This window comes from Pseudomonas kermanshahensis (assembly GCF_014269205.2).
Classification (GTDB): Bacteria; Pseudomonadota; Gammaproteobacteria; order Pseudomonadales; family Pseudomonadaceae; genus Aquipseudomonas; species Aquipseudomonas kermanshahensis.
Genome location: NZ_JABWRY020000002.1, coordinates 1 through 22,500, shown reverse-complemented (window position 1 = coordinate 22,500; position 22,500 = coordinate 1). Strand labels below are relative to the sequence as shown.

Here is a 22,500-nt window from a genome sequence, read left to right as displayed (position 1 = left end):
CGAGTCTTAATAGGGCGTTTAGTCGCTGGGTATAGACCCGAAACCGGGCGATCTATCCATGGGCAGGTTGAAGGTTAGGTAACACTGACTGGAGGACCGAACCGACTACCGTTGAAAAGTTAGCGGATGACCTGTGGATCGGAGTGAAAGGCTAATCAAGCTCGGAGATAGCTGGTTCTCCTCGAAAGCTATTTAGGTAGCGCCTCATGTATCACTGTAGGGGGTAGAGCACTGTTTCGGCTAGGGGGTCATCCCGACTTACCAAACCGATGCAAACTCCGAATACCTACAAGTGCCGAGCATGGGAGACACACGGCGGGTGCTAACGTCCGTCGTGAAAAGGGAAACAACCCAGACCGTCAGCTAAGGTCCCAAAGTCATGGTTAAGTGGGAAACGATGTGGGAAGGCTTAGACAGCTAGGAGGTTGGCTTAGAAGCAGCCACCCTTTAAAGAAAGCGTAATAGCTCACTAGTCGAGTCGGCCTGCGCGGAAGATGTAACGGGGCTCAAACCATGCACCGAAGCTACGGGTATCACCTTTTGGTGATGCGGTAGAGGAGCGTTCTGTAAGCCTGTGAAGGTGAGTTGAGAAGCTTGCTGGAGGTATCAGAAGTGCGAATGCTGACATGAGTAACGACAATGGGAGTGAAAAACTCCCACGCCGAAAGACCAAGGTTTCCTGCGCAACGTTAATCGACGCAGGGTTAGTCGGTCCCTAAGGCGAGGCTGAAAAGCGTAGTCGATGGAAAACAGGTTAATATTCCTGTACTTCCAGTTATTGCGATGGAGGGACGGAGAAGGCTAGGCCAGCTTGGCGTTGGTTGTCCAAGTTTAAGGTGGTAGGCTGAGATCTTAGGCAAATCCGGGATCTCAAGGCCGAGAGCTGATGACGAGTTGCCTTTAGGCGACGAAGTGGTTGATGCCATGCTTCCAAGAAAAGCTCCTAAGCTTCAGATAACTGGGAACCGTACCCCAAACCGACACAGGTGGTTAGGTAGAGAATACCAAGGCGCTTGAGAGAACTCGGGTGAAGGAACTAGGCAAAATGGCACCGTAACTTCGGGAGAAGGTGCGCCGGCGAGGGTTAAGGACTTGCTCCGTAAGCCCATGCCGGTCGAAGATACCAGGCCGCTGCGACTGTTTATTAAAAACACAGCACTCTGCAAACACGAAAGTGGACGTATAGGGTGTGACGCCTGCCCGGTGCCGGAAGGTTAATTGATGGGGTTAGCGCAAGCGAAGCTCTTGATCGAAGCCCCGGTAAACGGCGGCCGTAACTATAACGGTCCTAAGGTAGCGAAATTCCTTGTCGGGTAAGTTCCGACCTGCACGAATGGCGTAACGATGGCGGCGCTGTCTCCACCCGAGACTCAGTGAAATTGAAATCGCTGTGAAGATGCAGTGTATCCGCGGCTAGACGGAAAGACCCCGTGAACCTTTACTATAGCTTTGCACTGGACTTTGAATTTGCTTGTGTAGGATAGGTGGGAGGCTTTGAAGTGGGGACGCCAGTTCTCATGGAGCCATCCTTGAAATACCACCCTGGCAACTTTGAGGTTCTAACTCAGGTCCGTTATCCGGATCGAGGACAGTGTATGGTGGGTAGTTTGACTGGGGCGGTCTCCTCCCAAAGAGTAACGGAGGAGTACGAAGGTGCGCTCAGACCGGTCGGAAATCGGTCGTAGAGTATAAAGGCAAAAGCGCGCTTGACTGCGAGACAAACACGTCGAGCAGGTACGAAAGTAGGTCTTAGTGATCCGGTGGTTCTGTATGGAAGGGCCATCGCTCAACGGATAAAAGGTACTCCGGGGATAACAGGCTGATACCGCCCAAGAGTTCATATCGACGGCGGTGTTTGGCACCTCGATGTCGGCTCATCACATCCTGGGGCTGAAGCCGGTCCCAAGGGTATGGCTGTTCGCCATTTAAAGTGGTACGCGAGCTGGGTTTAGAACGTCGTGAGACAGTTCGGTCCCTATCTGCCGTGGACGTTTGAGATTTGAGAGGGGCTGCTCCTAGTACGAGAGGACCGGAGTGGACGAACCTCTGGTGTTCCGGTTGTCACGCCAGTGGCATTGCCGGGTAGCTATGTTCGGAAGAGATAACCGCTGAAAGCATCTAAGCGGGAAACTTGCCTCAAGATGAGATCTCACTGGGATCTTGAATCCCCTAAAGGGCCGTCGAAGACTACGACGTTGATAGGTTGGGTGTGTAAGCGCTGTGAGGCGTTGAGCTAACCAATACTAATTGCCCGTGAGGCTTGACCATATAACACCCAAGCAATTTGCTAGCGCAGATTGCGGTGGTGAAGACGAAAGAACCGAAAGTTCGTAACCACAAAATCGCATATCCGAATTCGCTGGGCTGTCCATCTGGACATTCTGGCTACAGAATTTCTTGACGACCATAGAGCATTGGAACCACCTGATCCCATCCCGAACTCAGTAGTGAAACGATGCATCGCCGATGGTAGTGTGGGGTTTCCCCATGTGAGAGTAGGTCATCGTCAAGATTCATTTCGCAAAACCCCTATCTGCGCGAGCAGGTAGGGGTTTTGTCTTTAAGTAGAAGCCCAAGCTTCTTGCTGACTAGGTTGAATGACCGCTCAGCAGCTGTAAAAAGGTGGTTGACAGCGTTTTTGAATGCTGTATTATTCGCCTCCCGCTACGAGAGATCGCAGCGAGTTAAGTGGTTGAAGTGAAACGAGTTTCTCGGAAAATACTTCAAAATAAACGCTTGACAGGCCCTGAGGAAAGCGTAGAATGCGCACCTCGGTTGAGACGAAAAGCTCTTAACCAAACGCTCTTTAACAAATTGAATCAAGCAATTCGTGTGGGTGCTTGTGAGTATGGACTGATAGTCACAAAGATTATCAGCATCACAAGTGACCATGCGAGAAATTACATAGTCATTTGAGATTGCTGAGCCAAGTTTAGGGTTTCTTAAAAACCCAAGCAGTATTGAACTGAAGAGTTTGATCATGGCTCAGATTGAACGCTGGCGGCAGGCCTAACACATGCAAGTCGAGCGGATGAGGAGAGCTTGCTCTTCGATTCAGCGGCGGACGGGTGAGTAATGCCTAGGAATCTGCCTGGTAGTGGGGGACAACGTTTCGAAAGGAACGCTAATACCGCATACGTCCTACGGGAGAAAGCAGGGGACCTTCGGGCCTTGCGCTATCAGATGAGCCTAGGTCGGATTAGCTAGTTGGTGAGGTAATGGCTCACCAAGGCGACGATCCGTAACTGGTCTGAGAGGATGATCAGTCACACTGGAACTGAGACACGGTCCAGACTCCTACGGGAGGCAGCAGTGGGGAATATTGGACAATGGGCGAAAGCCTGATCCAGCCATGCCGCGTGTGTGAAGAAGGTCTTCGGATTGTAAAGCACTTTAAGTTGGGAGGAAGGGCAGTAAGCGAATACCTTGCTGTTTTGACGTTACCGACAGAATAAGCACCGGCTAACTCTGTGCCAGCAGCCGCGGTAATACAGAGGGTGCAAGCGTTAATCGGAATTACTGGGCGTAAAGCGCGCGTAGGTGGTTTGTTAAGTTGGATGTGAAAGCCCCGGGCTCAACCTGGGAACTGCATCCAAAACTGGCAAGCTAGAGTACGGTAGAGGGTGGTGGAATTTCCTGTGTAGCGGTGAAATGCGTAGATATAGGAAGGAACACCAGTGGCGAAGGCGACCACCTGGACTGATACTGACACTGAGGTGCGAAAGCGTGGGGAGCAAACAGGATTAGATACCCTGGTAGTCCACGCCGTAAACGATGTCAACTAGCCGTTGGAATCCTTGAGATTTTAGTGGCGCAGCTAACGCATTAAGTTGACCGCCTGGGGAGTACGGCCGCAAGGTTAAAACTCAAATGAATTGACGGGGGCCCGCACAAGCGGTGGAGCATGTGGTTTAATTCGAAGCAACGCGAAGAACCTTACCAGGCCTTGACATGCAGAGAACTTTCCAGAGATGGATTGGTGCCTTCGGGAACTCTGACACAGGTGCTGCATGGCTGTCGTCAGCTCGTGTCGTGAGATGTTGGGTTAAGTCCCGTAACGAGCGCAACCCTTGTCCTTAGTTACCAGCACGTTATGGTGGGCACTCTAAGGAGACTGCCGGTGACAAACCGGAGGAAGGTGGGGATGACGTCAAGTCATCATGGCCCTTACGGCCTGGGCTACACACGTGCTACAATGGTCGGTACAGAGGGTTGCCAAGCCGCGAGGTGGAGCTAATCTCACAAAACCGATCGTAGTCCGGATCGCAGTCTGCAACTCGACTGCGTGAAGTCGGAATCGCTAGTAATCGCGAATCAGAATGTCGCGGTGAATACGTTCCCGGGCCTTGTACACACCGCCCGTCACACCATGGGAGTGGGTTGCACCAGAAGTAGCTAGTCTAACCTTCGGGAGGACGGTTACCACGGTGTGATTCATGACTGGGGTGAAGTCGTAACAAGGTAGCCGTAGGGGAACCTGCGGCTGGATCACCTCCTTAATCGACGACATCAGCCTGCTGATGAGCTCCCACACGAATTGCTTGATTCACTTGTATAAAGACGATGCTGTAACGCGACCCTGTTATAGGTCTGTAGCTCAGTTGGTTAGAGCGCACCCCTGATAAGGGTGAGGTCGGCAGTTCAAATCTGCCCAGACCTACCATTACATGGTTCAGCCGTAGAATACGGGGCCATAGCTCAGCTGGGAGAGCGCCTGCCTTGCACGCAGGAGGTCAGCGGTTCGATCCCGCTTGGCTCCACCACTCTTGCAGTACTTTGATCAAACTCAGAAATGAGCATTCGCTTCGAATGTTGATTTCTGGCTTTTGTCAGATCGTTCTTTAAAAATTCGGATATGTGATAGAAATAGACTGAACACTACTTTCACTGGTAGTGAATCAGGCTAAGGTAAAATTTGTGGGCTCGAAAGAGCAAAACGAATTTTCGGCGAATGTCGTCTTCACAGTATAACCAGATTGCTTGGGGTTATATGGTCAAGTGAAGAAGCGCATACGGTGGATGCCTTGGCAGTCAGAGGCGATGAAAGACGTGGTAGCCTGCGATAAGCTTTGGGGAGTCGGCAAACAGACTGTGATCCAGAGATCTCTGAATGGGGGAACCCACTCAGCATAAGCTGAGTATCTTGTACTGAATACATAGGTGCAAGAGGCGAACCAGGGGAACTGAAACATCTAAGTACCCTGAGGAAAAGAAATCAACCGAGATTCCCTTAGTAGTGGCGAGCGAACGGGGACCAGCCCTTAAGTTGGTTTGAGATTAGTGGAACGCTCTGGAAAGTGCGGCCATAGTGGGTGATAGCCCCGTACACGAAAATCTCTTATCAATGAAATCGAGTAGGACGGAGCACGAGAAACTTTGTCTGAATATGGGGGGACCATCCTCCAAGGCTAAATACTACTGACTGACCGATAGTGAACTAGTACCGTGAGGGAAAGGCGAAAAGAACCCCGGAGAGGGGAGTGAAATAGATCCTGAAACCGTATGCGTACAAGCAGTGGGAGCCTACTTTGTTAGGTGACTGCGTACCTTTTGTATAATGGGTCAGCGACTTATATTCAGTGGCGAGCTTAACCGAATAGGGGAGGCGTAGCGAAAGCGAGTCTTAATAGGGCGTTTAGTCGCTGGGTATAGACCCGAAACCGGGCGATCTATCCATGGGCAGGTTGAAGGTTAGGTAACACTGACTGGAGGACCGAACCGACTACCGTTGAAAAGTTAGCGGATGACCTGTGGATCGGAGTGAAAGGCTAATCAAGCTCGGAGATAGCTGGTTCTCCTCGAAAGCTATTTAGGTAGCGCCTCATGTATCACTGTAGGGGGTAGAGCACTGTTTCGGCTAGGGGGTCATCCCGACTTACCAAACCGATGCAAACTCCGAATACCTACAAGTGCCGAGCATGGGAGACACACGGCGGGTGCTAACGTCCGTCGTGAAAAGGGAAACAACCCAGACCGTCAGCTAAGGTCCCAAAGTCATGGTTAAGTGGGAAACGATGTGGGAAGGCTTAGACAGCTAGGAGGTTGGCTTAGAAGCAGCCACCCTTTAAAGAAAGCGTAATAGCTCACTAGTCGAGTCGGCCTGCGCGGAAGATGTAACGGGGCTCAAACCATGCACCGAAGCTACGGGTATCACCTTTTGGTGATGCGGTAGAGGAGCGTTCTGTAAGCCTGTGAAGGTGAGTTGAGAAGCTTGCTGGAGGTATCAGAAGTGCGAATGCTGACATGAGTAACGACAATGGGAGTGAAAAACTCCCACGCCGAAAGACCAAGGTTTCCTGCGCAACGTTAATCGACGCAGGGTTAGTCGGTCCCTAAGGCGAGGCTGAAAAGCGTAGTCGATGGAAAACAGGTTAATATTCCTGTACTTCCAGTTATTGCGATGGAGGGACGGAGAAGGCTAGGCCAGCTTGGCGTTGGTTGTCCAAGTTTAAGGTGGTAGGCTGAGATCTTAGGCAAATCCGGGATCTCAAGGCCGAGAGCTGATGACGAGTTGCCTTTAGGCGACGAAGTGGTTGATGCCATGCTTCCAAGAAAAGCTCCTAAGCTTCAGATAACTGGGAACCGTACCCCAAACCGACACAGGTGGTTAGGTAGAGAATACCAAGGCGCTTGAGAGAACTCGGGTGAAGGAACTAGGCAAAATGGCACCGTAACTTCGGGAGAAGGTGCGCCGGCGAGGGTTAAGGACTTGCTCCGTAAGCCCATGCCGGTCGAAGATACCAGGCCGCTGCGACTGTTTATTAAAAACACAGCACTCTGCAAACACGAAAGTGGACGTATAGGGTGTGACGCCTGCCCGGTGCCGGAAGGTTAATTGATGGGGTTAGCGCAAGCGAAGCTCTTGATCGAAGCCCCGGTAAACGGCGGCCGTAACTATAACGGTCCTAAGGTAGCGAAATTCCTTGTCGGGTAAGTTCCGACCTGCACGAATGGCGTAACGATGGCGGCGCTGTCTCCACCCGAGACTCAGTGAAATTGAAATCGCTGTGAAGATGCAGTGTATCCGCGGCTAGACGGAAAGACCCCGTGAACCTTTACTATAGCTTTGCACTGGACTTTGAATTTGCTTGTGTAGGATAGGTGGGAGGCTTTGAAGTGGGGACGCCAGTTCTCATGGAGCCATCCTTGAAATACCACCCTGGCAACTTTGAGGTTCTAACTCAGGTCCGTTATCCGGATCGAGGACAGTGTATGGTGGGTAGTTTGACTGGGGCGGTCTCCTCCCAAAGAGTAACGGAGGAGTACGAAGGTGCGCTCAGACCGGTCGGAAATCGGTCGTAGAGTATAAAGGCAAAAGCGCGCTTGACTGCGAGACAAACACGTCGAGCAGGTACGAAAGTAGGTCTTAGTGATCCGGTGGTTCTGTATGGAAGGGCCATCGCTCAACGGATAAAAGGTACTCCGGGGATAACAGGCTGATACCGCCCAAGAGTTCATATCGACGGCGGTGTTTGGCACCTCGATGTCGGCTCATCACATCCTGGGGCTGAAGCCGGTCCCAAGGGTATGGCTGTTCGCCATTTAAAGTGGTACGCGAGCTGGGTTTAGAACGTCGTGAGACAGTTCGGTCCCTATCTGCCGTGGACGTTTGAGATTTGAGAGGGGCTGCTCCTAGTACGAGAGGACCGGAGTGGACGAACCTCTGGTGTTCCGGTTGTCACGCCAGTGGCATTGCCGGGTAGCTATGTTCGGAAGAGATAACCGCTGAAAGCATCTAAGCGGGAAACTTGCCTCAAGATGAGATCTCACTGGGATCTTGAATCCCCTAAAGGGCCGTCGAAGACTACGACGTTGATAGGTTGGGTGTGTAAGCGCTGTGAGGCGTTGAGCTAACCAATACTAATTGCCCGTGAGGCTTGACCATATAACACCCAAGCAATTTGCTAGCGCGAATTGCGGTGGTGAAGACGAAACAACCGAAAGTTCGTAACCACAAAATCGCATATCCGAATTCGCTGGGCTGTCCATCTGGACATTCTGGCTACAGAATTTCTTGACGACCATAGAGCATTGGAACCACCTGATCCCATCCCGAACTCAGTAGTGAAACGATGCATCGCCGATGGTAGTGTGGGGTTTCCCCATGTGAGAGTAGGTCATCGTCAAGATTCATTTCGCAAAACCCCTATCTGCGTGAGCAGGTAGGGGTTTTGTCTTTAAGTAGAAGCCATAGAAATTCGCGGGCACGTCTTGAAGACGGGCCGGCACACAGAATTTCTTGACGACCATAGAGCATTGGAACCACCTGATCCCATCCCGAACTCAGCAGTGAAACGATGCATCGCCGATGGTAGTGTGGGGTTTCCCCATGTGAGAGTAGGTCATCGTCAAGATTCAAACCCAAAGCCCCTGTCTGCGATGCAGACAGGGGCTTTGTCTTTTCCGGTCAGAATTGATAGCTGACTGTAGCGCTTACGTTTCGCTCTTCACCCATGTAGCAGTAGTTCAGGCTGGCACATGAGGTGATGTAGCTTTCGTTGGTCAGGTTGTTCGCATTCAGGCGCACATCCACCCCGGTGAGGCCGACCTTGCCCAGGTCATACCCGATCGAAGCGTCAAACAGCGTGTAAGAGGGCACCTTCATGCTGTTTTCCGCATCAACCCAGCTATACCCCACATAGCGCATCCCGCCGCCCAGTCGCAGGCCGTCCAACGCCCCCTGCTGGAAGTTGTAGTCGGCCCACAGCGAAAACATCTGCTTGGGCGCCTGGGTGGGCGAATTACCCTTGTTGTCCAACTGGGTCGACACCAGGCTCGGCATCGTCTTGGCGTACTCGATGTCGGTAAAGGTGTAGCCGGCCAACAGCTTGAGGTTATCAGTCAGCTGAACATGGGCCTCCAGCTCCAGCCCTTGTGAGCGAACTTCACCCACAGGGCGATAGAACTCTTCGTTCGGTTGTTTGGAGGCAAGGTTCTCTTGCTCGATGCGGAACACCGAGGCGGTGAACAGGTTGTCACTGCCTGGCGGCTGGTACTTGATACCTGCTTCCCACTGGGTGCCCTCGGTTGGCGCCAGTGGGCGGCCATCCTGGTCGGACACGGTATTGGGGTTGAACGACTCCGAGTAGCTGACATAAGGCGCCAGGCCATTCTCGAACAAGTAGAGCACGCCTGCTCGGGTGGTGAACTTGGTGCGCTCGTCATTGACCTTGGTGTTGCTGTCGCGGTTTTCCTCAGAAACCTTCACCCAGTCCTGACGCAGCCCCAGCGAGAAGCGCCACTGGTCGAGCTCGACCAGGTCCTGCAAATACACCCCTGTCTGCTGCAGGCGACGCTGGTAGCGGTTCTCGCCGAGTACCTGCAGGTTGCCATTGCCATATTGAGGGTTGCCGGCATCCAGCGCATCCACCGTGCCGTAGCGCCATTCCACGTCGGCTTTGCGGCGTTGATAGTCGGTGCCAAGCAGCAAGGTATGCTTGGCCGCACCGGTGAAGAACTCTGCCTGCAGCATGTTATCGATGATGTAAGAGTGCAGGCGCTCGTCGCCGCCGGTATAGGCGCGGTTGAGGATATTGCTGTCGGCATCTGCCCAGCCGGCCGAATACACCTGGTCCATCGAGACGTCAGAGTCCTGGTAGCGGAAGTTCTGTCGGGCGGTGAACACGTCGTTGAAACGGTGCTCGAACTGGTAGCTGAACGACTGCTGAGTGCGTTCGTAGTTGTCGATCCCAGGCTCGCCTTCAAAGAAGTGGTCTGACAGACGCAGCCCGTTGCGCTTGTGCAGCATGCCGTCTGCCGGGTTACCGCCGTGGTACCCACCATTCGGGTCATGCTGCAGATACGCCTGGAGCGTCAGCGATGTGTCTTCAGTGAAGTCGATGCTGACAGCCGGTGCTATGGCGTAGCGTTCTTCCTTGTTGTGGTCGAACTGGGTATCAGCGCTATCGGCCAAACCTGTCAGGCGATAGGCGATACGTTTGTCGTCATCAACCGGGCCGCTGAAGTCGAAACCCATGCCACGCTGGCCCTGGGTGCCGACTGTGGCCTGCACTTGATGGAATGGCGTGAACAGTGGCTTTTTGGTGGTCAGTGCCACCAGGCCCCCTGGGGAGCTGCGGCCATAGAGTACCGAAGACGGCCCTTTCAGGATGTCGATGCGCTCAAGGAAGTACGGGTCCACTTGCATGGTGCTGTAGGTGCCGTTGTCACCCATGGATTTCAGGCCATCGACGTAGATGTTGTCTACCGAGCCGTCGTTGAAGCCGCGCATGGCCACATAGTCGTAGCGGTGCGTGGCGCCATAGGGGTTAGTCAACACACCTGGCGTATAGCGCATGGCCTGGGCAACGGTCTGCGAGCCCTGGTCGTCCATCTGTTGACGGGTGACCACCGAAACCGACTGTGAGGTTTCCACCAACGGCATGCTGGTCTTGGTGGCCACCTGGCTGTGCGTGGCGTTGTAGCCGTCCATGCTGCCCAGGGCATTACCCAGGGTAAAACTGCGCACGTCGGTGTCTGGCAACGACAAGGCGGCCTCTTCAGGCTGGGCCCGCAGCACGTAGCTGTGCCCACCCTGGCTGACGGCTTCCAGGCCGCTGCCATTGAGCAGTTGGCGCAGGGCCTGATCAGGCGAGTAATGCCCTTGCAAGCCATTGGACTGCAACCCGTTGGTCAACTGCGGCGTGCTCGACAGGGTGATCCCCGCCTGGCGGGCAAACTGGTTGAGTACATCGTTCAGTTCCCCACCCGGGATCGCGTACTGCTGGCTAACCTGGGGCGCTTCGGCGGCCAGAGCATGGAGGGGCAGGGTGGACATGCCCAAGGCTGTGCCGAACACAGCTGCCTGGACTGCTTTGCGCAGAGTGGCTGAATTCAAGACAGGTCGAAAATCATTCTCGTTGGGCGCGCGTGTGTGTGGTGAGGCGATGGGCATGAAAGAGTCCGTTGAAGGGTGGGAGGGCAGAAGACGATGCTTACTGTCCTAGCCGGATCGGCACCCAAAACCCGCCAAAAAGATCAGCGCTTGGGTGAGGTCAGGCAACCTGCTCCACACGTATCCACCAGCGCGTGCGTTGACGAAGCCTCACCGGCAGCGTTTGTGGAAGCAATTGCAGCAGCTGCTCAGGGGCCTCGAGGCGGAACACACCTGACAGGCGTAAATCGGCAATCTCATCGCTGCAACCCAGGTAGCCGTGGCGATAACGGCTCACCTGTTCAAGAAAGTCGCGCAAGCGCATGTCGCGGGTAACGATCAGCCCTTCGCTCCAGGCAGCTGGGTCCATGGCCACGCTCTCCAGGCGTTGTGCGCCCTGTGTGTCCAGGCGCCAGTGCTGGCCGCTGGCAATCCACTGCACCTGGCCGTTCCCCGGCCGGTGTATCGCCACGTTGCCGTGGCTGACGCTGACCTGCGTGCAGTCTCGCTCCTGGCGCACCACAAAGCGCCCGTCGAAACCTTCGAGCAGGCCATCTTGCGTCTGTACCAGCAGAGGGCGAGCCTGGTTCGGTACGTCACTGCACGTGAGCATCAGCTCCCCATATCTGAGGCGGAGCAAGCGCTGCTGATCGTCGAAAGCGAGGTCTACCGCACTGTGCGTGTTGAGTTGCATCAGCGAGCCATCGGGCAGCCGGAAGCTGCGCCGTTCGCCCGTGGCAGTCGCGTAGTCCGCTGCCCATCCGCTGACGGTATCGAGGTCTTTGGCCAGCCATGTCGCCGAGCCCGCCATGGCGGCGCAGCCAAGCAACTTGAGCGCCTGGCGACGGTGCAGGCGCCGCTGGCTGGTTTCCAAGGTCTGCAGGGCAACCCCCGCGCCGGGGATGGCGCGCAGGTCAAGGTCCTGATGCAGGTGAACCACCCGTTGCCAGGCCAGTTCGTGCTCGTGCCGTGCGCTACGCCACTGCTCGCATTGCTGCAGCAGCACGGGGCTATTGCCGCTTTCTCGTAGCCTGAGCATCCACTGAATGGCTTGCTTGACCGCTTTGGCGGAGGGAGCGGCGGCTGTCATCGCTCGTCTTCAAAGCGCAGCAGGTAGCAATGATAAAGCGCATCAGCAATGTAGCGCTCCACAGTGCGCACCGAGATACCCATCTGCTCGGCGATCGCCTGGTGTTTCAGCCCTTCGCACTGGGCCAGCAGAAAAGCGCGGCGCACCTTTGGCTTGAGGCCATCGAGCATGCGAGCGATACGCTCCAGCAGTTCGAGCAGCACCTCGCGGGTTTCCGCCGAGGGTGCCGAAGCTTCCGGCAGGTGGGCCAAGGCTTCAAGGTAAGCCCGGTGCAATTCTTCACGGCGCCAGTGATCGATCACCAGCCCGCGCGCCACGGTGCGCAAGAAGGCCCTTGGCGTATTGAGCTGTACCTGCTCGCCACGCTGTAACAGCCGGACGAACGTGTCCTGGGCCAGGTCTGCGGCATCGGCGGCGTTACCCAGCTTGCTACGCAGCCAGGCATGCAACCAGCCGTGGTGGTCACTGTAGAGCGTTTGCACGGAGTCATTGGAAGGCATGGAGGGGGGCGCTGGCTTCAATGGACATAAATGATAATTAGTCTCATTGTTTGCGGAGCCCGTTTATTTTGCAACAGGCTGATGTCGGGCGACCGGCTATCCCGCTCAGAACCGGTTATCGCCCTAGCTGTGAATCCAGATACTGCCTGATAACACGCGCCCCTGAGTTCAAGTGCTGCTCAAGCACCGCGACCGCTTCATCCACCAGCTTGTCGCTGGCCGCATCCACCAGCGTGTTGTGATCGTCCTGGGTGAGCTTGCCCAGCCCCATCGACGAAAGATGGAAGCGCAGAAAGCGCTCTTCTTCGTTCAGTTCGTTCTCGATCAGGCGCAGTAACTTCTTGTTCGGCGCCTTGCTGTACAGGGCCATGTGGAACAGGCGGTTGAGGCGGCCGATTTCGGCGTGACGGGTTTCGTTTTCCAGTTGCTGGATATACCCGCGCGCGCGGGCGATGTCATCGGCATCGAGCAACGGAATGGACTGGCGCAGGGCCTCGCTTTCGAGCAGAACACGCAGGGCGTAGGTGTCCACCGCGTCTTCGCCAATCAAGGGCGCAACCACTGCGCCCTTGTGCATCTCCACGTTCAGCAGCGACTGCGCTTCGAGCTGGCGCAAGGCCTCGCGCACGGGCATGCGGCTGACCCCGAACAAGGTGGCAAGCTCTTGCTGACGCACGGCAGTACCTGGCGGCAGACGACCATCAAGAATGGCGCTGCGCAGGCGCTCCTCGATAACAGCACGTGCCATGTGTGGGGATAGCTGTTCGCTAGCCAGCACGTTGCTCAGTTTGATTTTCTCGGCCACGCGGAGTCTGCCTCGACGATAAGAAAAGTTGGATCCAATGACACTAGTAACAGGCAAGGGGGCTTGTCAAACCGTCGACCGCACTGGAGCGGCCGACCCAAGGCCGCGGCTATGGTGTATGAAGTCGCTTGGCAAAGGAAGCGGTACATAGAACGAGATAGCCATAAAGTCAGTATGGCCCGACCATTGGCTGCGTGATTGCAGGGTGCCATTGTTTTTTGCACGGGCAGGCCGCACCATCGCTGCTTTCGACGGGTCTGAACAGGTCTTCGCAGTGGCGATATCCTGGATGTTCAAAACCGCTGTGCGACGTGTCGGCCTTGCCGCGCTGCTGGGTAGCTTGCTACTGGGCGGCTTGCACGCGGACTGGGATTTTTCCCAGATCAGCCGCCAGTCGCAGGCGCTGTATGGCCCGCTTGGCGCGGGGCAGGGGCGTATCGACGCCTGGCAGAACCTGATGGCCACGCAGAAGCAGGGCAGTGAGCTGGAACGGCTGCAAGTGGTCAATCGCTTCTTCAACCAGCAATTGCGCTACGTCGAAGACATCGACTTGTGGCATGAGGTCGATTACTGGGCCACGCCGGTCCAGGCCCTGATCAAGGGGGCCGGTGATTGCGAGGACTACGCTATTGCCAAGTATTTCAGTCTGCGACGTATGGGCATCCCCAGCGAGAAGCTGCGCATCACCTACGTCAAGGCGCTGCGGCAGAACCGGGCGCACATGGTACTGACCTATTATGCCAGCCCACAGGCTCAGCCGTTGGTGCTCGACAGCCTGATGGATGCCATCAAGCCGGCGAGCCAGCGCCCCGACTTGCTGCCGGTGTACGCCTTCAATGGCGAGGGCTTGTGGCTGACAGGCGCCGCCGGCAACAAGAAGGTCGGCGATACCAAGCGCCTGTCACGTTGGCAGGATTTGCTGAAGAAAATGCAGGCCGAAGGGTTCCCGGCCGAGCCGGTTTACTGAAGGAGCACAGATGTCACTGTTCAAACAATTGCTGTTGGCCATTTGCCTGTTCCTGGTGGTCGCTTTCAGCGGCAGCTTCATGGTCAGCCTGGAGAGCTCGCGCAGCCAGTACGTCAACCAGCTGCGCTCGCACGCCCAGGACGCGGCCACTGCCTTGGCGCTGTCGCTGACGCCTAACATCGACGACCCGGCGATGGTCGAACTGATGGTCAGCTCGATCTTCGACAGTGGCTACTATGCGAGCATCAAGGTTGTCGACCTGGGCTCCAATGCCGTGCTGGTGGAGCGCCACGCCGAGCCCGACCCAGGGGGTGTGCCGGCCTGGTTCGTCCACCTCATCGGCCTTGAAGCCGCAGGTGGGGATGCCATCGTTAGCCGTGGCTGGCAGCAGGCGGCGCGGGTGGAGGTGATCAGCCATCCGATGTTCGCCATTGCCAAGCTCTGGCAGAGTGCGTTGGGCAGCCTGGGTTGGTTGTTGCTGTGCGGTGCCGCCAGCGCGGTGCTCGGCGCCTTGTTGCTGCGTCGGCAATTGCGGCCGCTGGATTACATGGTCGAGCAATCCCATGCCATCGCTCGGCGCGAATTCCTCAGCCTGCCAGACCTGCCGCGCACCCCTGAGCTGCGCCGTGTGGTGCAGGCAATGAACCAGATGGTCGAGAAGCTCAAGGCACTGTTTACCGAGCAGGCCGAGCGCAGTGAGCGGCTGCGTGCAGAGTCCTACCAGGACAGCCTCACCGGCTTGTCCAACCGCCGCTATTTCGAGATGCAACTGAATACGCGCGTCAGCAACCTGGAAGAGGCGCGCGCCGGTTACTTGCTGTTGCTGCGGGTTCAGGGCCTGGCAGGCCTTAACGCGCGCCTGGGCGGGCAGCGCACCGATCAGCTGTTGCAGGCAGTGGGTGAGCAGCTGCGCCGCACCTGTGCGAGCTACCCGGAGACCAAAGACCTGATCTCGCGCAGCCGTGGGGGCGAGTTCGCCGTGCTGGCGCCGGGCATGGTGCATGAAGAAGCGGTACAGCTTGCCCAGGCCCTGGAGGCGACACTGCAGAGTCTGCACGAGACGGGCGCCAGTGATGTCGACCCGGTGGCGTGCATCGGCCTTGCGCCATTTACCCCCGGCGATGCGCCGCAGGCATTGCTGAAGCTCGCCGACGAGGCCCTGGCGCGTGCCGAAAACCAGCCTGCGCCGGGCTGGGTGTGCCTTGAACAGGGTGCGGCCGCGGTGGCCGGTGATAGCCATCATGCCTGGCATGAGCGGCTCGACCAGGCCTTCGTCAATGGGCAATTCGAACTGTTCTTCCAGCCGGTGGTGGACTGCGGCACAGGGCAACGGGTACTGCACCACAAAGTGATCTCGCGTTTGCACGATGAGCAGGGCGAGGCATTGCCGGCCGGGCGCTTCTTGCCTTGGCTGGAGCGCTTTGGCTGGATGCCGCGCCTGGATCTGCTGGTGCTGGAAAAGGTGCTTGCCCACCTGCGCACTCATGATCAGGTGCTGGCGCTGAACCTGTCCGCTGCAACCTTGGCCGACCCCAAGGCGCTGCAACGCGTCTACGAGCTGTTGAGCCAGCATGCGGCGCTGGGCCCACGCCTGACATTCGAGATCGGCGAAGAGCAATTGCCCGAACAGTCAGCCCTCGAACAGCTAACCCGGCGCCTGCACGCGCATGGCTTCGGGCTGGCGCTGCAGCGCTTTGGCGGGCGGTTCAGCATGATTGGCAACCTGGCGCACCTGGGCCTTGCGTACCTGAAGATCGATGGTAGCTATATCCGTAACATCGACCATGAACAACACAAGCGCCTGTTCATCGAAGCGATACAGCGCGCGGCGCACAGCATCGACCTGCCGTTGATTGCTGAACGGGTCGAGACGGAAGGGGAAAGGTTGGTGCTGCGGGAAATGGGCGTGGGTGGTATTCAGGGGCAGTTGGTGGGTGAGCCCGCACCCTGGCGCTGAACGGGTAGGAGCAGCCTTGTGCTGCGAAGAGGCCAGCGGCAGCACAGAAGATTCTCGGTACTGCCACTGGCCTCTTCGCAGCACAAGGCTGCTCCTACCGGGATTGCGTAAGACTCAACGCTCGCGCAAGGCTTCCGACCGCGCCTTCATGATCGGCTTGAGCAAGTAGCTCATGATGGTCTTCTTGCCGGTCATGATATCCACCGTCGCCACCATCCCGGGGATGATCAGCAGCGGCTTCTCGTCGGTGCCCAAGTGGCTGCGGTCGGTGCGCAACTTGATCAGGTAGTACGTGGTCTTCTTGTCTTCATCGGTGATGGTGTCGGCACCGATCTGTTCCAGCTTGGCCTTCAGGCCACCGTAGATGGTGTAGTCATAGGCGGTGAACTTGACGGTCGCTTCCTGCCCAGGGTGCAGGAAGGCAATGTCCTTGGGCAGGATTTTCGCCTCGATGACCAGCGTGTCGTCCAGCGGCACCACTTCGACGATGTCGCTACCCGGCTGGATGACCCCGCCGATGGTGTTGACCAGCAGCTGCTTGACGATACCGCGTACCGGCGAGGTGACCATGGTGCGGTGTACCCGGTCATCCAACGCCTTGCTGGTGGCAGTGGCCTTGTTGAGCTCGGTGCGGGCCTCGTTGAGCTGGGTCAGCGCCTCGCTACGGAACTTGCCGCGTGTCTCCTCGACCTTGCTCTGCACTTCGCGGATGGCCGCCTCGGCGCGCGGGATGGCCAGCGCGGTGGAGTCCATCTGGCCACGGTTCTCCACTTCGGCACGGCGCAGGCGCAGCACTTCGACCTGGGAAATCGCGCCCTGGGCCACCAGCGGCTCGGACATCGCGATTTCCTGACGCAGCAGTTGCAGGCTGTTGGCGTACTGGGCGCGCTTGGAGGTGTACTCGCGCAGCTCTTGCTGGCGCTGTACCAACTGTTGCTGCAGGCCGCCGATTTCGTCCTGCAGTTGCTGGCGCCGGCTCAGGTACAGCGACTCTTCGTTGGCTGCCTGGTTGGGCGCTGCCTTGCGCAGTTCTTCATCGATTTTCAGCGGGCGGTCTTCGACCTCGGCACTCAGGCGTTCGACACGCAGCGCCATGGCCAGGCGGTCGGCCTCGGTTTCACCGACGTTGGAGGCGAAGCGGGTTTCGTCCAGGCGCAGCAAGGGCTGGCCGACTTCGACGATTTGCCCTTCCTTGGCATAGATCTCGGCGATGATGCCGCCCTCAAGGTTCTGGATCTTCTGCACCTTGGAGGACGGAATGGCCTTGCCTTCGCCGCGCGTGACCTCATCGATCGGCGCGACGCTGGCCCAGACGATCATGAACACGAAAAACGCGATCACACCCCAGATGGTCAGGCGAACCACCCGTGGCGCGTCCTCGATCAGCGCCTTGTTGACCTCAGGCAGTGGCTGCCCGCCAAGCGAGTCGGAGCCTTTGAAGTAGCGCCGCAGGCCATCCTTGAATTGCCCCATATCGAGCTTATGCAACACTGATCTGCCCCTTCTTCAGCGCATCCATGACCGCGGCTTTCGGGCCGTCGGCGACAATCTGCCCGCGATCGATCACGATCAGCCGGTCCACCAACGACAGCAACGAGGCGCGGTGGGTCACCAGCAGCACCGTCTTGTTTTCGATGACCGCCTGCAGGCGCTGCTTGAGGCGCTCTTCACCGGTGTTGTCCATGGCGCTGGTCGGTTCGTCGAGCAGCAGGATCTGTGGGTTGAGCAGCAATGCACGGCCCAGGGCGACGTTCTGCCGCTGGCCGCCGGAGAGGTTCTGGCCGCGCTCGCCCACCTGCAGCTCATAGCCGTCAGGGTGCAGCCTGGCAAACTCATGAACACCTGCCAGCTCTGCGGCCTGCAGGATCATTTCGTCTTCGATGTAGCGGGCGCCGCTGACCAGGTTGTCGCGCAGGGTGCCGGCCATCAGCTGGATGTCCTGGGGCACGTAGCCGATATTGTGGCGTAGCTCGCTGACGTCGATCTGGCGGATATCCACGCCATCGACCAGCAGCGACCCGCCGTCGGATTCATACAGGCCAACGATCAGCTTGGCCAACGAGCTCTTGCCCGAACCGCTACGGCCAATGATGCCCACCTTCTCGCCGGGGCGAATGGTCAGGTTGATGTTCTTGAGGGCCAGGTTCTGCTGGTTAGGGTAGGTGAAGTCCACCCCACGGAACTCGATGCTGCCCTGCAGCACCCGGCGGCTCAGTGGGCGTTCTTCGAAGTTGCGCTCCTGCGGCAGCTCCATCATGTGGTCGGTGGAGACCATGGTCACCTTGGCCTGCTGATAGCGGGCCAGCAAACCATTGAGCTGCCCCAGCGGGCCAAGGGCACGGCCGCTGAGCATGTAACAGGCGACCAGACCACCCATGCTCAGGTTGCCGTCGATGATCATGTAGACACCGACGCAAATCATCGCCACGCCAGCCAGTTGCTGGATCAGCAGGGTGATGTTCATCGCCAGGCTCGACAGCACCTTCACGCGCAGTTCCAGACGGCTGAGGGTGCCGAGCGTCTGTTCCCACATGTACTGGCGCTCGCTTTCGGCGTTGTTGACCTTGACCGCATCCAGGCCTGCCAGGGTCTCGATCAGGCTCGACTGGCGTTCCGAGGCCAGGGCCATGGTCCGCTCCATGGTCGCCATCAGCGGCCGTTGCAGGGCGTAACCGATGCCCAGGGCCAGCGGGAAGGCGATGATCGGGATCCACACCAGGTGCCCGCCAATCATGGCGATGACGATCAGGATCAGCAGCGTAAACGGCAGGTCGATGAGGCTGGTCAGGGTCAAAGAGGCGAGGAAGTCGCGTAAACCCTGGAACTCATGGATATTCTGGGCAAAGCTGCCGACCCGCGCCGGGCGGTACTTCATCGACATCCCGACAATGCGTTCGAACAAGGTCGCCGAGATGATCAGGTCGGTCTTCTTGCCGGCCAAGTCCAGGCAGAGGCCGCGCAGGCCCTTGAGGATCAGGTCGAAGAAGTAGGCCCCGGCGATACCGACGGCCAGTACCCAAAGGGTCGAGGTCGCCTGGTTGGGCACCACCCGGTCATACACGTTCATGACGAACAGCGGCGCTGCCAAGGCGATCAGGTTGATCACCAGGCTGGCGGCGATGGCGTCGATATACAGCCATTTGCTGCGCAGCAAGGTGTCGCGGAACCAGGATTTCGCGCGCGGGATGAGGTTGCCGTGGTTGACGTCGAACTTGTGCTGCGGCTGGGCGAAGAACACACGCCCGCTGTAGTCACTGAGCAGCGCTTCGCGGCTGACGTGCACCTCGCCACCATCGCTCTCGCTGAGCAGCAGGCGTGCGGTGTCTTCATTCTCCCAGCCCAGCAGGACGGCGCTGCGGCCTTCCTTGAGCAACAGCATGGCAGGCATTGCGATACTGGGGATCTGCTCCAGTTTACGCTGCAGCAGCCGCCCCTGCAGGCCGGCCCTGGCCGCCGCACGGGGCAGCAGCTCGGGGCTCAGGCGCTGCGCGGGCAGCGGCAGGCCGGTGGTCAGCATGACCCGGCTTGCAGGTTTCTGGTGCAGGACACACAGGCTCAGCAGACTATCCAGCAAGGGATCGTCATGCTGACTGCGTGGATCGTGGCTGAGTTGGACTCGACTGACTTCGGATTCCACGCGGCGCTCTCTTCATCCTTGCGGTGGGTGGGGCAGGGTGCGCTTCAGTTCAGGCCTGGTAGGCTCACCCTTGGTTTCAGATCGTTCTGCACAACAGTGGCCATCGGGGCTACGACACCCTGACTCTTGAGCAGTTGGCCAATGGTCGCCTTGATTCGATACTGAGTAAACAATTGTATGTTCTTCACTTCCACCAGGCGACGCTGGGCAGTGAAGGTTTCATTCTCGCTGTCGAGCAAGTCGAGCAGGGTTCGCTCGCCCAGGCTGAATTGCTGTTGGTAGGCGCTGCGCACACGGTTGCTGTGATCGACGTACTGCTGGGCGATCGGCAACTGGGCGTTGGCGTTCTCCTGAGCATTCCATGCCAGGCCCAACTCTTCATTGAGCTGACGCAAGGCATTGTTGCGGATATCCAGCGCCTGGTTGGACAGGTACGACTTGGACTCCAGGTCTGCCTTGTTGCTGCCGCCAGCATACAGGTTGAAGTTCATTCGCAGCATAGCCTGCCATTCGTTGTTATGGCCTGCTGTGCCGTCGATATTGTTATCCGCCGTTCGTCCGAGTTCTGCATCGAAACGGGGGTAGAAGGACGACTTTGCGGCCTCGTACTGTTTTTCTGCGGCGGCAACGTCTGATTCGGCCGAGCGCAGCACCGGGCTGCTTTCTACCAACTGTGTGCGGGCTTCCTCCAGCGTGGCCGGCAGCAGGTCGATGAACGGCGCCGGTGCGCTCAATTCATCGGGCATCTGGCCGACGACGCTGAGGTAATTGGTGCTGGCATCGGCCAGGTTGGTCTTCTCAGTGATCAAGTTGTTTTGCGCCTGCGCCAGGCGTGCCTCGGCCTGGTCCAGGTCAGCCAGGCGGCCGACGCCGCGGCTGGTGCGCAGTTTGATCTGATCCAGAATACGTTCGTGGTTGCTCAGGTTGTCTTCGGCCAGGCGCACCATCTCGCGCCGCGACAGCACATCCAGATACACCTGGGCGACGTCGAGTGCGGTGCGCTCGGAGGTGCCCATCAGGGAGTAGGCCCGGGCGTTGGCGGTGGCTTGTTGACGGTCGACTTCGTTTGACGTGGCAAAACCGTCAAAAACCATTTGGCGAAGACGGATTGCTGACTCACCTCTGTTCAGTGTGTCCCAGCGGTTACCGGTGCTCGGGCTATCGGTACCTTCGCGCCCATAGCCCGCCGTTACATCGACCCTCGGCAAGTAGCCGCCCTTGGCCGCGCGCAGCTGGTAATCCGCGGCCACGCGAGCATTCACGCCGGCCTGGATTTCCGGGTGTCGCTCAAGGGCTGTTTGCATGGCTTCGGGCAAGGATTGTGCTTGTACGAACGTGGCGGCTAGGGTGATGGGAAGAACGGTAAACAGTGACGCACGCATTTTTGGCGGGTTCCCGAAGGCGCAGTTGTCCTGAATCACGGTTGAGGTTTTCAGGGCCTGGAAAATGGCACCTGATCTGACCGATGAGCGAACTTCCGACGGGCACTGGATTAGTACTAAAGGAAGGGGTGGCAAAGGTGCAAATATCAATGTGACATTACATTGCCGATTGTTTAGGATGGCGAGTATAAGGTCAATAGTTTGGCAGATAGTTAATTCCAAACAGTTATAGACGGAATTTTGACGTCAAAAATCGTCAACACATCAATCTACACAGTTCCGCCTGAAGTGGCTTTAAAGAGCGCCGCTCTGGCAGGGAAGTACCCCAATCGGGTCACACGGAGAGTCCAATGAGCAGCGTTGTAGCCATCGTCAAAAGCATTGTCGGCCAGGTTATTGCGGTATCCCCAGAGGGCATCCGGCGTGTACTCATCGAAGGTGACCGCCTGTTGGCGGGTGAGGAAGTCCTCACCGGCCCAGGCGGCGCGGTAACCCTCGAGTTGGCCGACGGCCGTATGCTCGACCTGGGCCGTGACAGCCAGTGGAGCGCGGATGCGCCTTACAGCAGCGCCGACCTGAGCCAGGCCACTGCGCAGGCTGCACCGTCGGTGGAAGAGCTGCAGCAGGCGATCGCCGCGGGTGTCGACCCGACCACCGAGCTTGAAGCTACCGCAGCAGGCCCGGCAGCGGCGGGCGGTGGCGGTGCGCTGGGCGGTGGCCACAGCTTCGTCATGCTTGAGGAGACCGCAGGCCGGGTCGACCCGAGCATCGGCTTCCCGACCGGCCCGTTGGGCTTTGCCGCAGCGCTGGACAATGAAGACGTTGGCGCGGTGGACACCAGCAACAACAACCAGGTCATTCCGCCCACAACGGAGACCAACGTCTCCACCGCCCTTGTACTCAACGCCACCCCTTCCATCACCGAAGCGGGTGGCGTAATCGTTTACACCGCGACAGTTGGCCAGGCGCCGACGTCCAACCTGATCGTCACCCTGGCCAACGGCGCAGTGATCGTCATTCCGGCAGGGCAGACCAGCGGTAGCGTCAACGTCACCATCCCGGCCAATGACACGCCGTACATCGACGGTGGTCAGATTTCGACCACCGTAACCGGCACCACCGGTGGTAACGGTCTGATCGTGACCCTGCCGCAAACGCCGGCGGTTACGCAGATTACCGATACCATCGACACCACCACGGCGACCTTAACCGCCACCCCTTCGGTGACCGAAGGCGGCGTGATCACCTACACCGTGACCCTGAGCAACCCTGCCCAGACGCCGGTCACC

10 protein-coding genes, 2 tRNA genes and 6 rRNA genes (1 of these 18 only partly in view) are annotated in these 22,500 nt (G+C 57.9%); 11 read left to right on the top strand and 7 right to left on the bottom strand.

Going from position 1 to position 22,500, the window contains the following annotated elements:
- The 8 genes from HU764_RS24505 to rrf (HU764_RS24470) all read left to right on the top strand — a co-directional run.
- A 23S ribosomal RNA gene (locus HU764_RS24505) occupies positions 1 to 2,268 on the top strand (it extends 625 nt beyond the left edge of the window).
- 128 nt (positions 2,269 to 2,396) lie between these two features.
- Positions 2,397 to 2,512 (top strand): 5S ribosomal RNA (rrf, locus tag HU764_RS24500).
- Between the two features lie 450 nt (positions 2,513 to 2,962).
- Positions 2,963 to 4,499, top strand: a 16S ribosomal RNA gene (locus HU764_RS24495).
- Between the two features lie 87 nt (positions 4,500 to 4,586).
- Positions 4,587 to 4,663, top strand: a tRNA-Ile gene (locus HU764_RS24490).
- 24 nt (positions 4,664 to 4,687) lie between these two features.
- A tRNA-Ala gene (locus HU764_RS24485) sits at positions 4,688 to 4,763 on the top strand.
- A gap of 229 nt (positions 4,764 to 4,992) precedes the next feature.
- A 23S ribosomal RNA gene (locus HU764_RS24480) occupies positions 4,993 to 7,885 on the top strand.
- Positions 7,886 to 8,013: 128 nt separating this feature from the next.
- Positions 8,014 to 8,129: ribosomal RNA gene (rrf, locus tag HU764_RS24475) — 5S ribosomal RNA — on the top strand.
- Between the two features lie 109 nt (positions 8,130 to 8,238).
- Positions 8,239 to 8,354 (top strand): 5S ribosomal RNA (rrf, locus tag HU764_RS24470).
- The 16S, 23S and 5S rRNA genes sit together here with 2 tRNA genes alongside, the layout of an rRNA operon.
- Before the next feature lie 53 nt (positions 8,355 to 8,407).
- On the opposite strand, the gene HU764_RS24465 is transcribed toward rrf (HU764_RS24470), so the two are convergent.
- The 4 genes from HU764_RS24465 to HU764_RS24450 form a co-directional block, all read right to left on the bottom strand.
- Complete coding sequence (locus HU764_RS24465) at positions 8,408 to 10,777, bottom strand: TonB-dependent siderophore receptor (RefSeq protein ID WP_225935775.1); 2,370 nt, start codon at positions 10,775 to 10,777, stop codon at positions 8,408 to 8,410.
- 217 nt (positions 10,778 to 10,994) lie between these two features.
- Positions 10,995 to 11,963 (bottom strand): FecR domain-containing protein, encoded by a 969-nt coding sequence (locus HU764_RS24460; RefSeq protein ID WP_186704244.1) that lies wholly within the window; start codon positions 11,961 to 11,963, stop codon positions 10,995 to 10,997.
- Positions 11,960 to 12,463 (bottom strand): sigma-70 family RNA polymerase sigma factor, encoded by a 504-nt coding sequence (locus tag HU764_RS24455; protein ID WP_099452576.1) that lies wholly within the window; start codon positions 12,461 to 12,463, stop codon positions 11,960 to 11,962. Before HU764_RS24455 ends, HU764_RS24460 begins: the two co-directional genes overlap by 4 nt.
- Before the next feature lie 115 nt (positions 12,464 to 12,578).
- Positions 12,579 to 13,268: a GntR family transcriptional regulator gene (locus HU764_RS24450; protein ID WP_186704243.1), complete on the bottom strand. Its 690-nt coding sequence runs from the start codon at positions 13,266 to 13,268 to the stop codon at positions 12,579 to 12,581.
- Between the two features lie 205 nt (positions 13,269 to 13,473).
- Here HU764_RS24450 and lapG point away from each other — a divergent pair, with 205 nt between their 5' ends.
- Both lapG and lapD read left to right on the top strand, forming a co-directional pair.
- On the top strand, positions 13,474 to 14,235 hold the full coding sequence (gene lapG, locus HU764_RS24445; protein ID WP_172960332.1) for a cysteine protease LapG: 762 nt from the start codon (positions 13,474 to 13,476) through the stop codon (positions 14,233 to 14,235).
- Positions 14,236 to 14,245: 10 nt separating this feature from the next.
- Positions 14,246 to 16,192, top strand: coding sequence for a cyclic di-GMP receptor LapD (lapD, locus tag HU764_RS24440; RefSeq protein WP_027595478.1), 1,947 nt, complete (start codon positions 14,246 to 14,248; stop codon positions 16,190 to 16,192).
- 114 nt (positions 16,193 to 16,306) lie between these two features.
- Here the strand turns inward: lapD and HU764_RS24435 are convergent, their stop codons facing one another.
- The 3 genes from HU764_RS24435 to HU764_RS24425 are packed head-to-tail and all read right to left on the bottom strand — an operon-like array spanning position 16,307 to position 21,211.
- Entirely contained in the window at positions 16,307 to 17,665 is a 1,359-nt protein-coding gene (locus tag HU764_RS24435) for an HlyD family type I secretion periplasmic adaptor subunit (RefSeq protein WP_186683338.1), read from the bottom strand.
- Positions 17,666 to 17,672: 7 nt separating this feature from the next.
- Positions 17,673 to 19,829 carry a type I secretion system permease/ATPase gene (locus HU764_RS24430; protein WP_186704242.1) on the bottom strand — a complete coding sequence of 719 codons (2,157 nt, stop codon included), beginning with the start codon at positions 19,827 to 19,829 and terminating at the stop codon, positions 17,673 to 17,675.
- Positions 19,830 to 19,873: 44 nt separating this feature from the next.
- Positions 19,874 to 21,211 carry a TolC family outer membrane protein gene (locus tag HU764_RS24425; protein WP_099452579.1) on the bottom strand — a complete coding sequence of 446 codons (1,338 nt, stop codon included), beginning with the start codon at positions 21,209 to 21,211 and terminating at the stop codon, positions 19,874 to 19,876.
- A 350-nt stretch (positions 21,212 to 21,561) separates the two neighbouring features.
- Between HU764_RS24425 and HU764_RS24420 the strand changes: the two genes are divergently transcribed.
- Positions 21,562 to 22,500, top strand: a 939-nt coding sequence (locus HU764_RS24420; protein ID WP_217835017.1) for a retention module-containing protein, incomplete at its 3' end; no start/stop codon positions are given.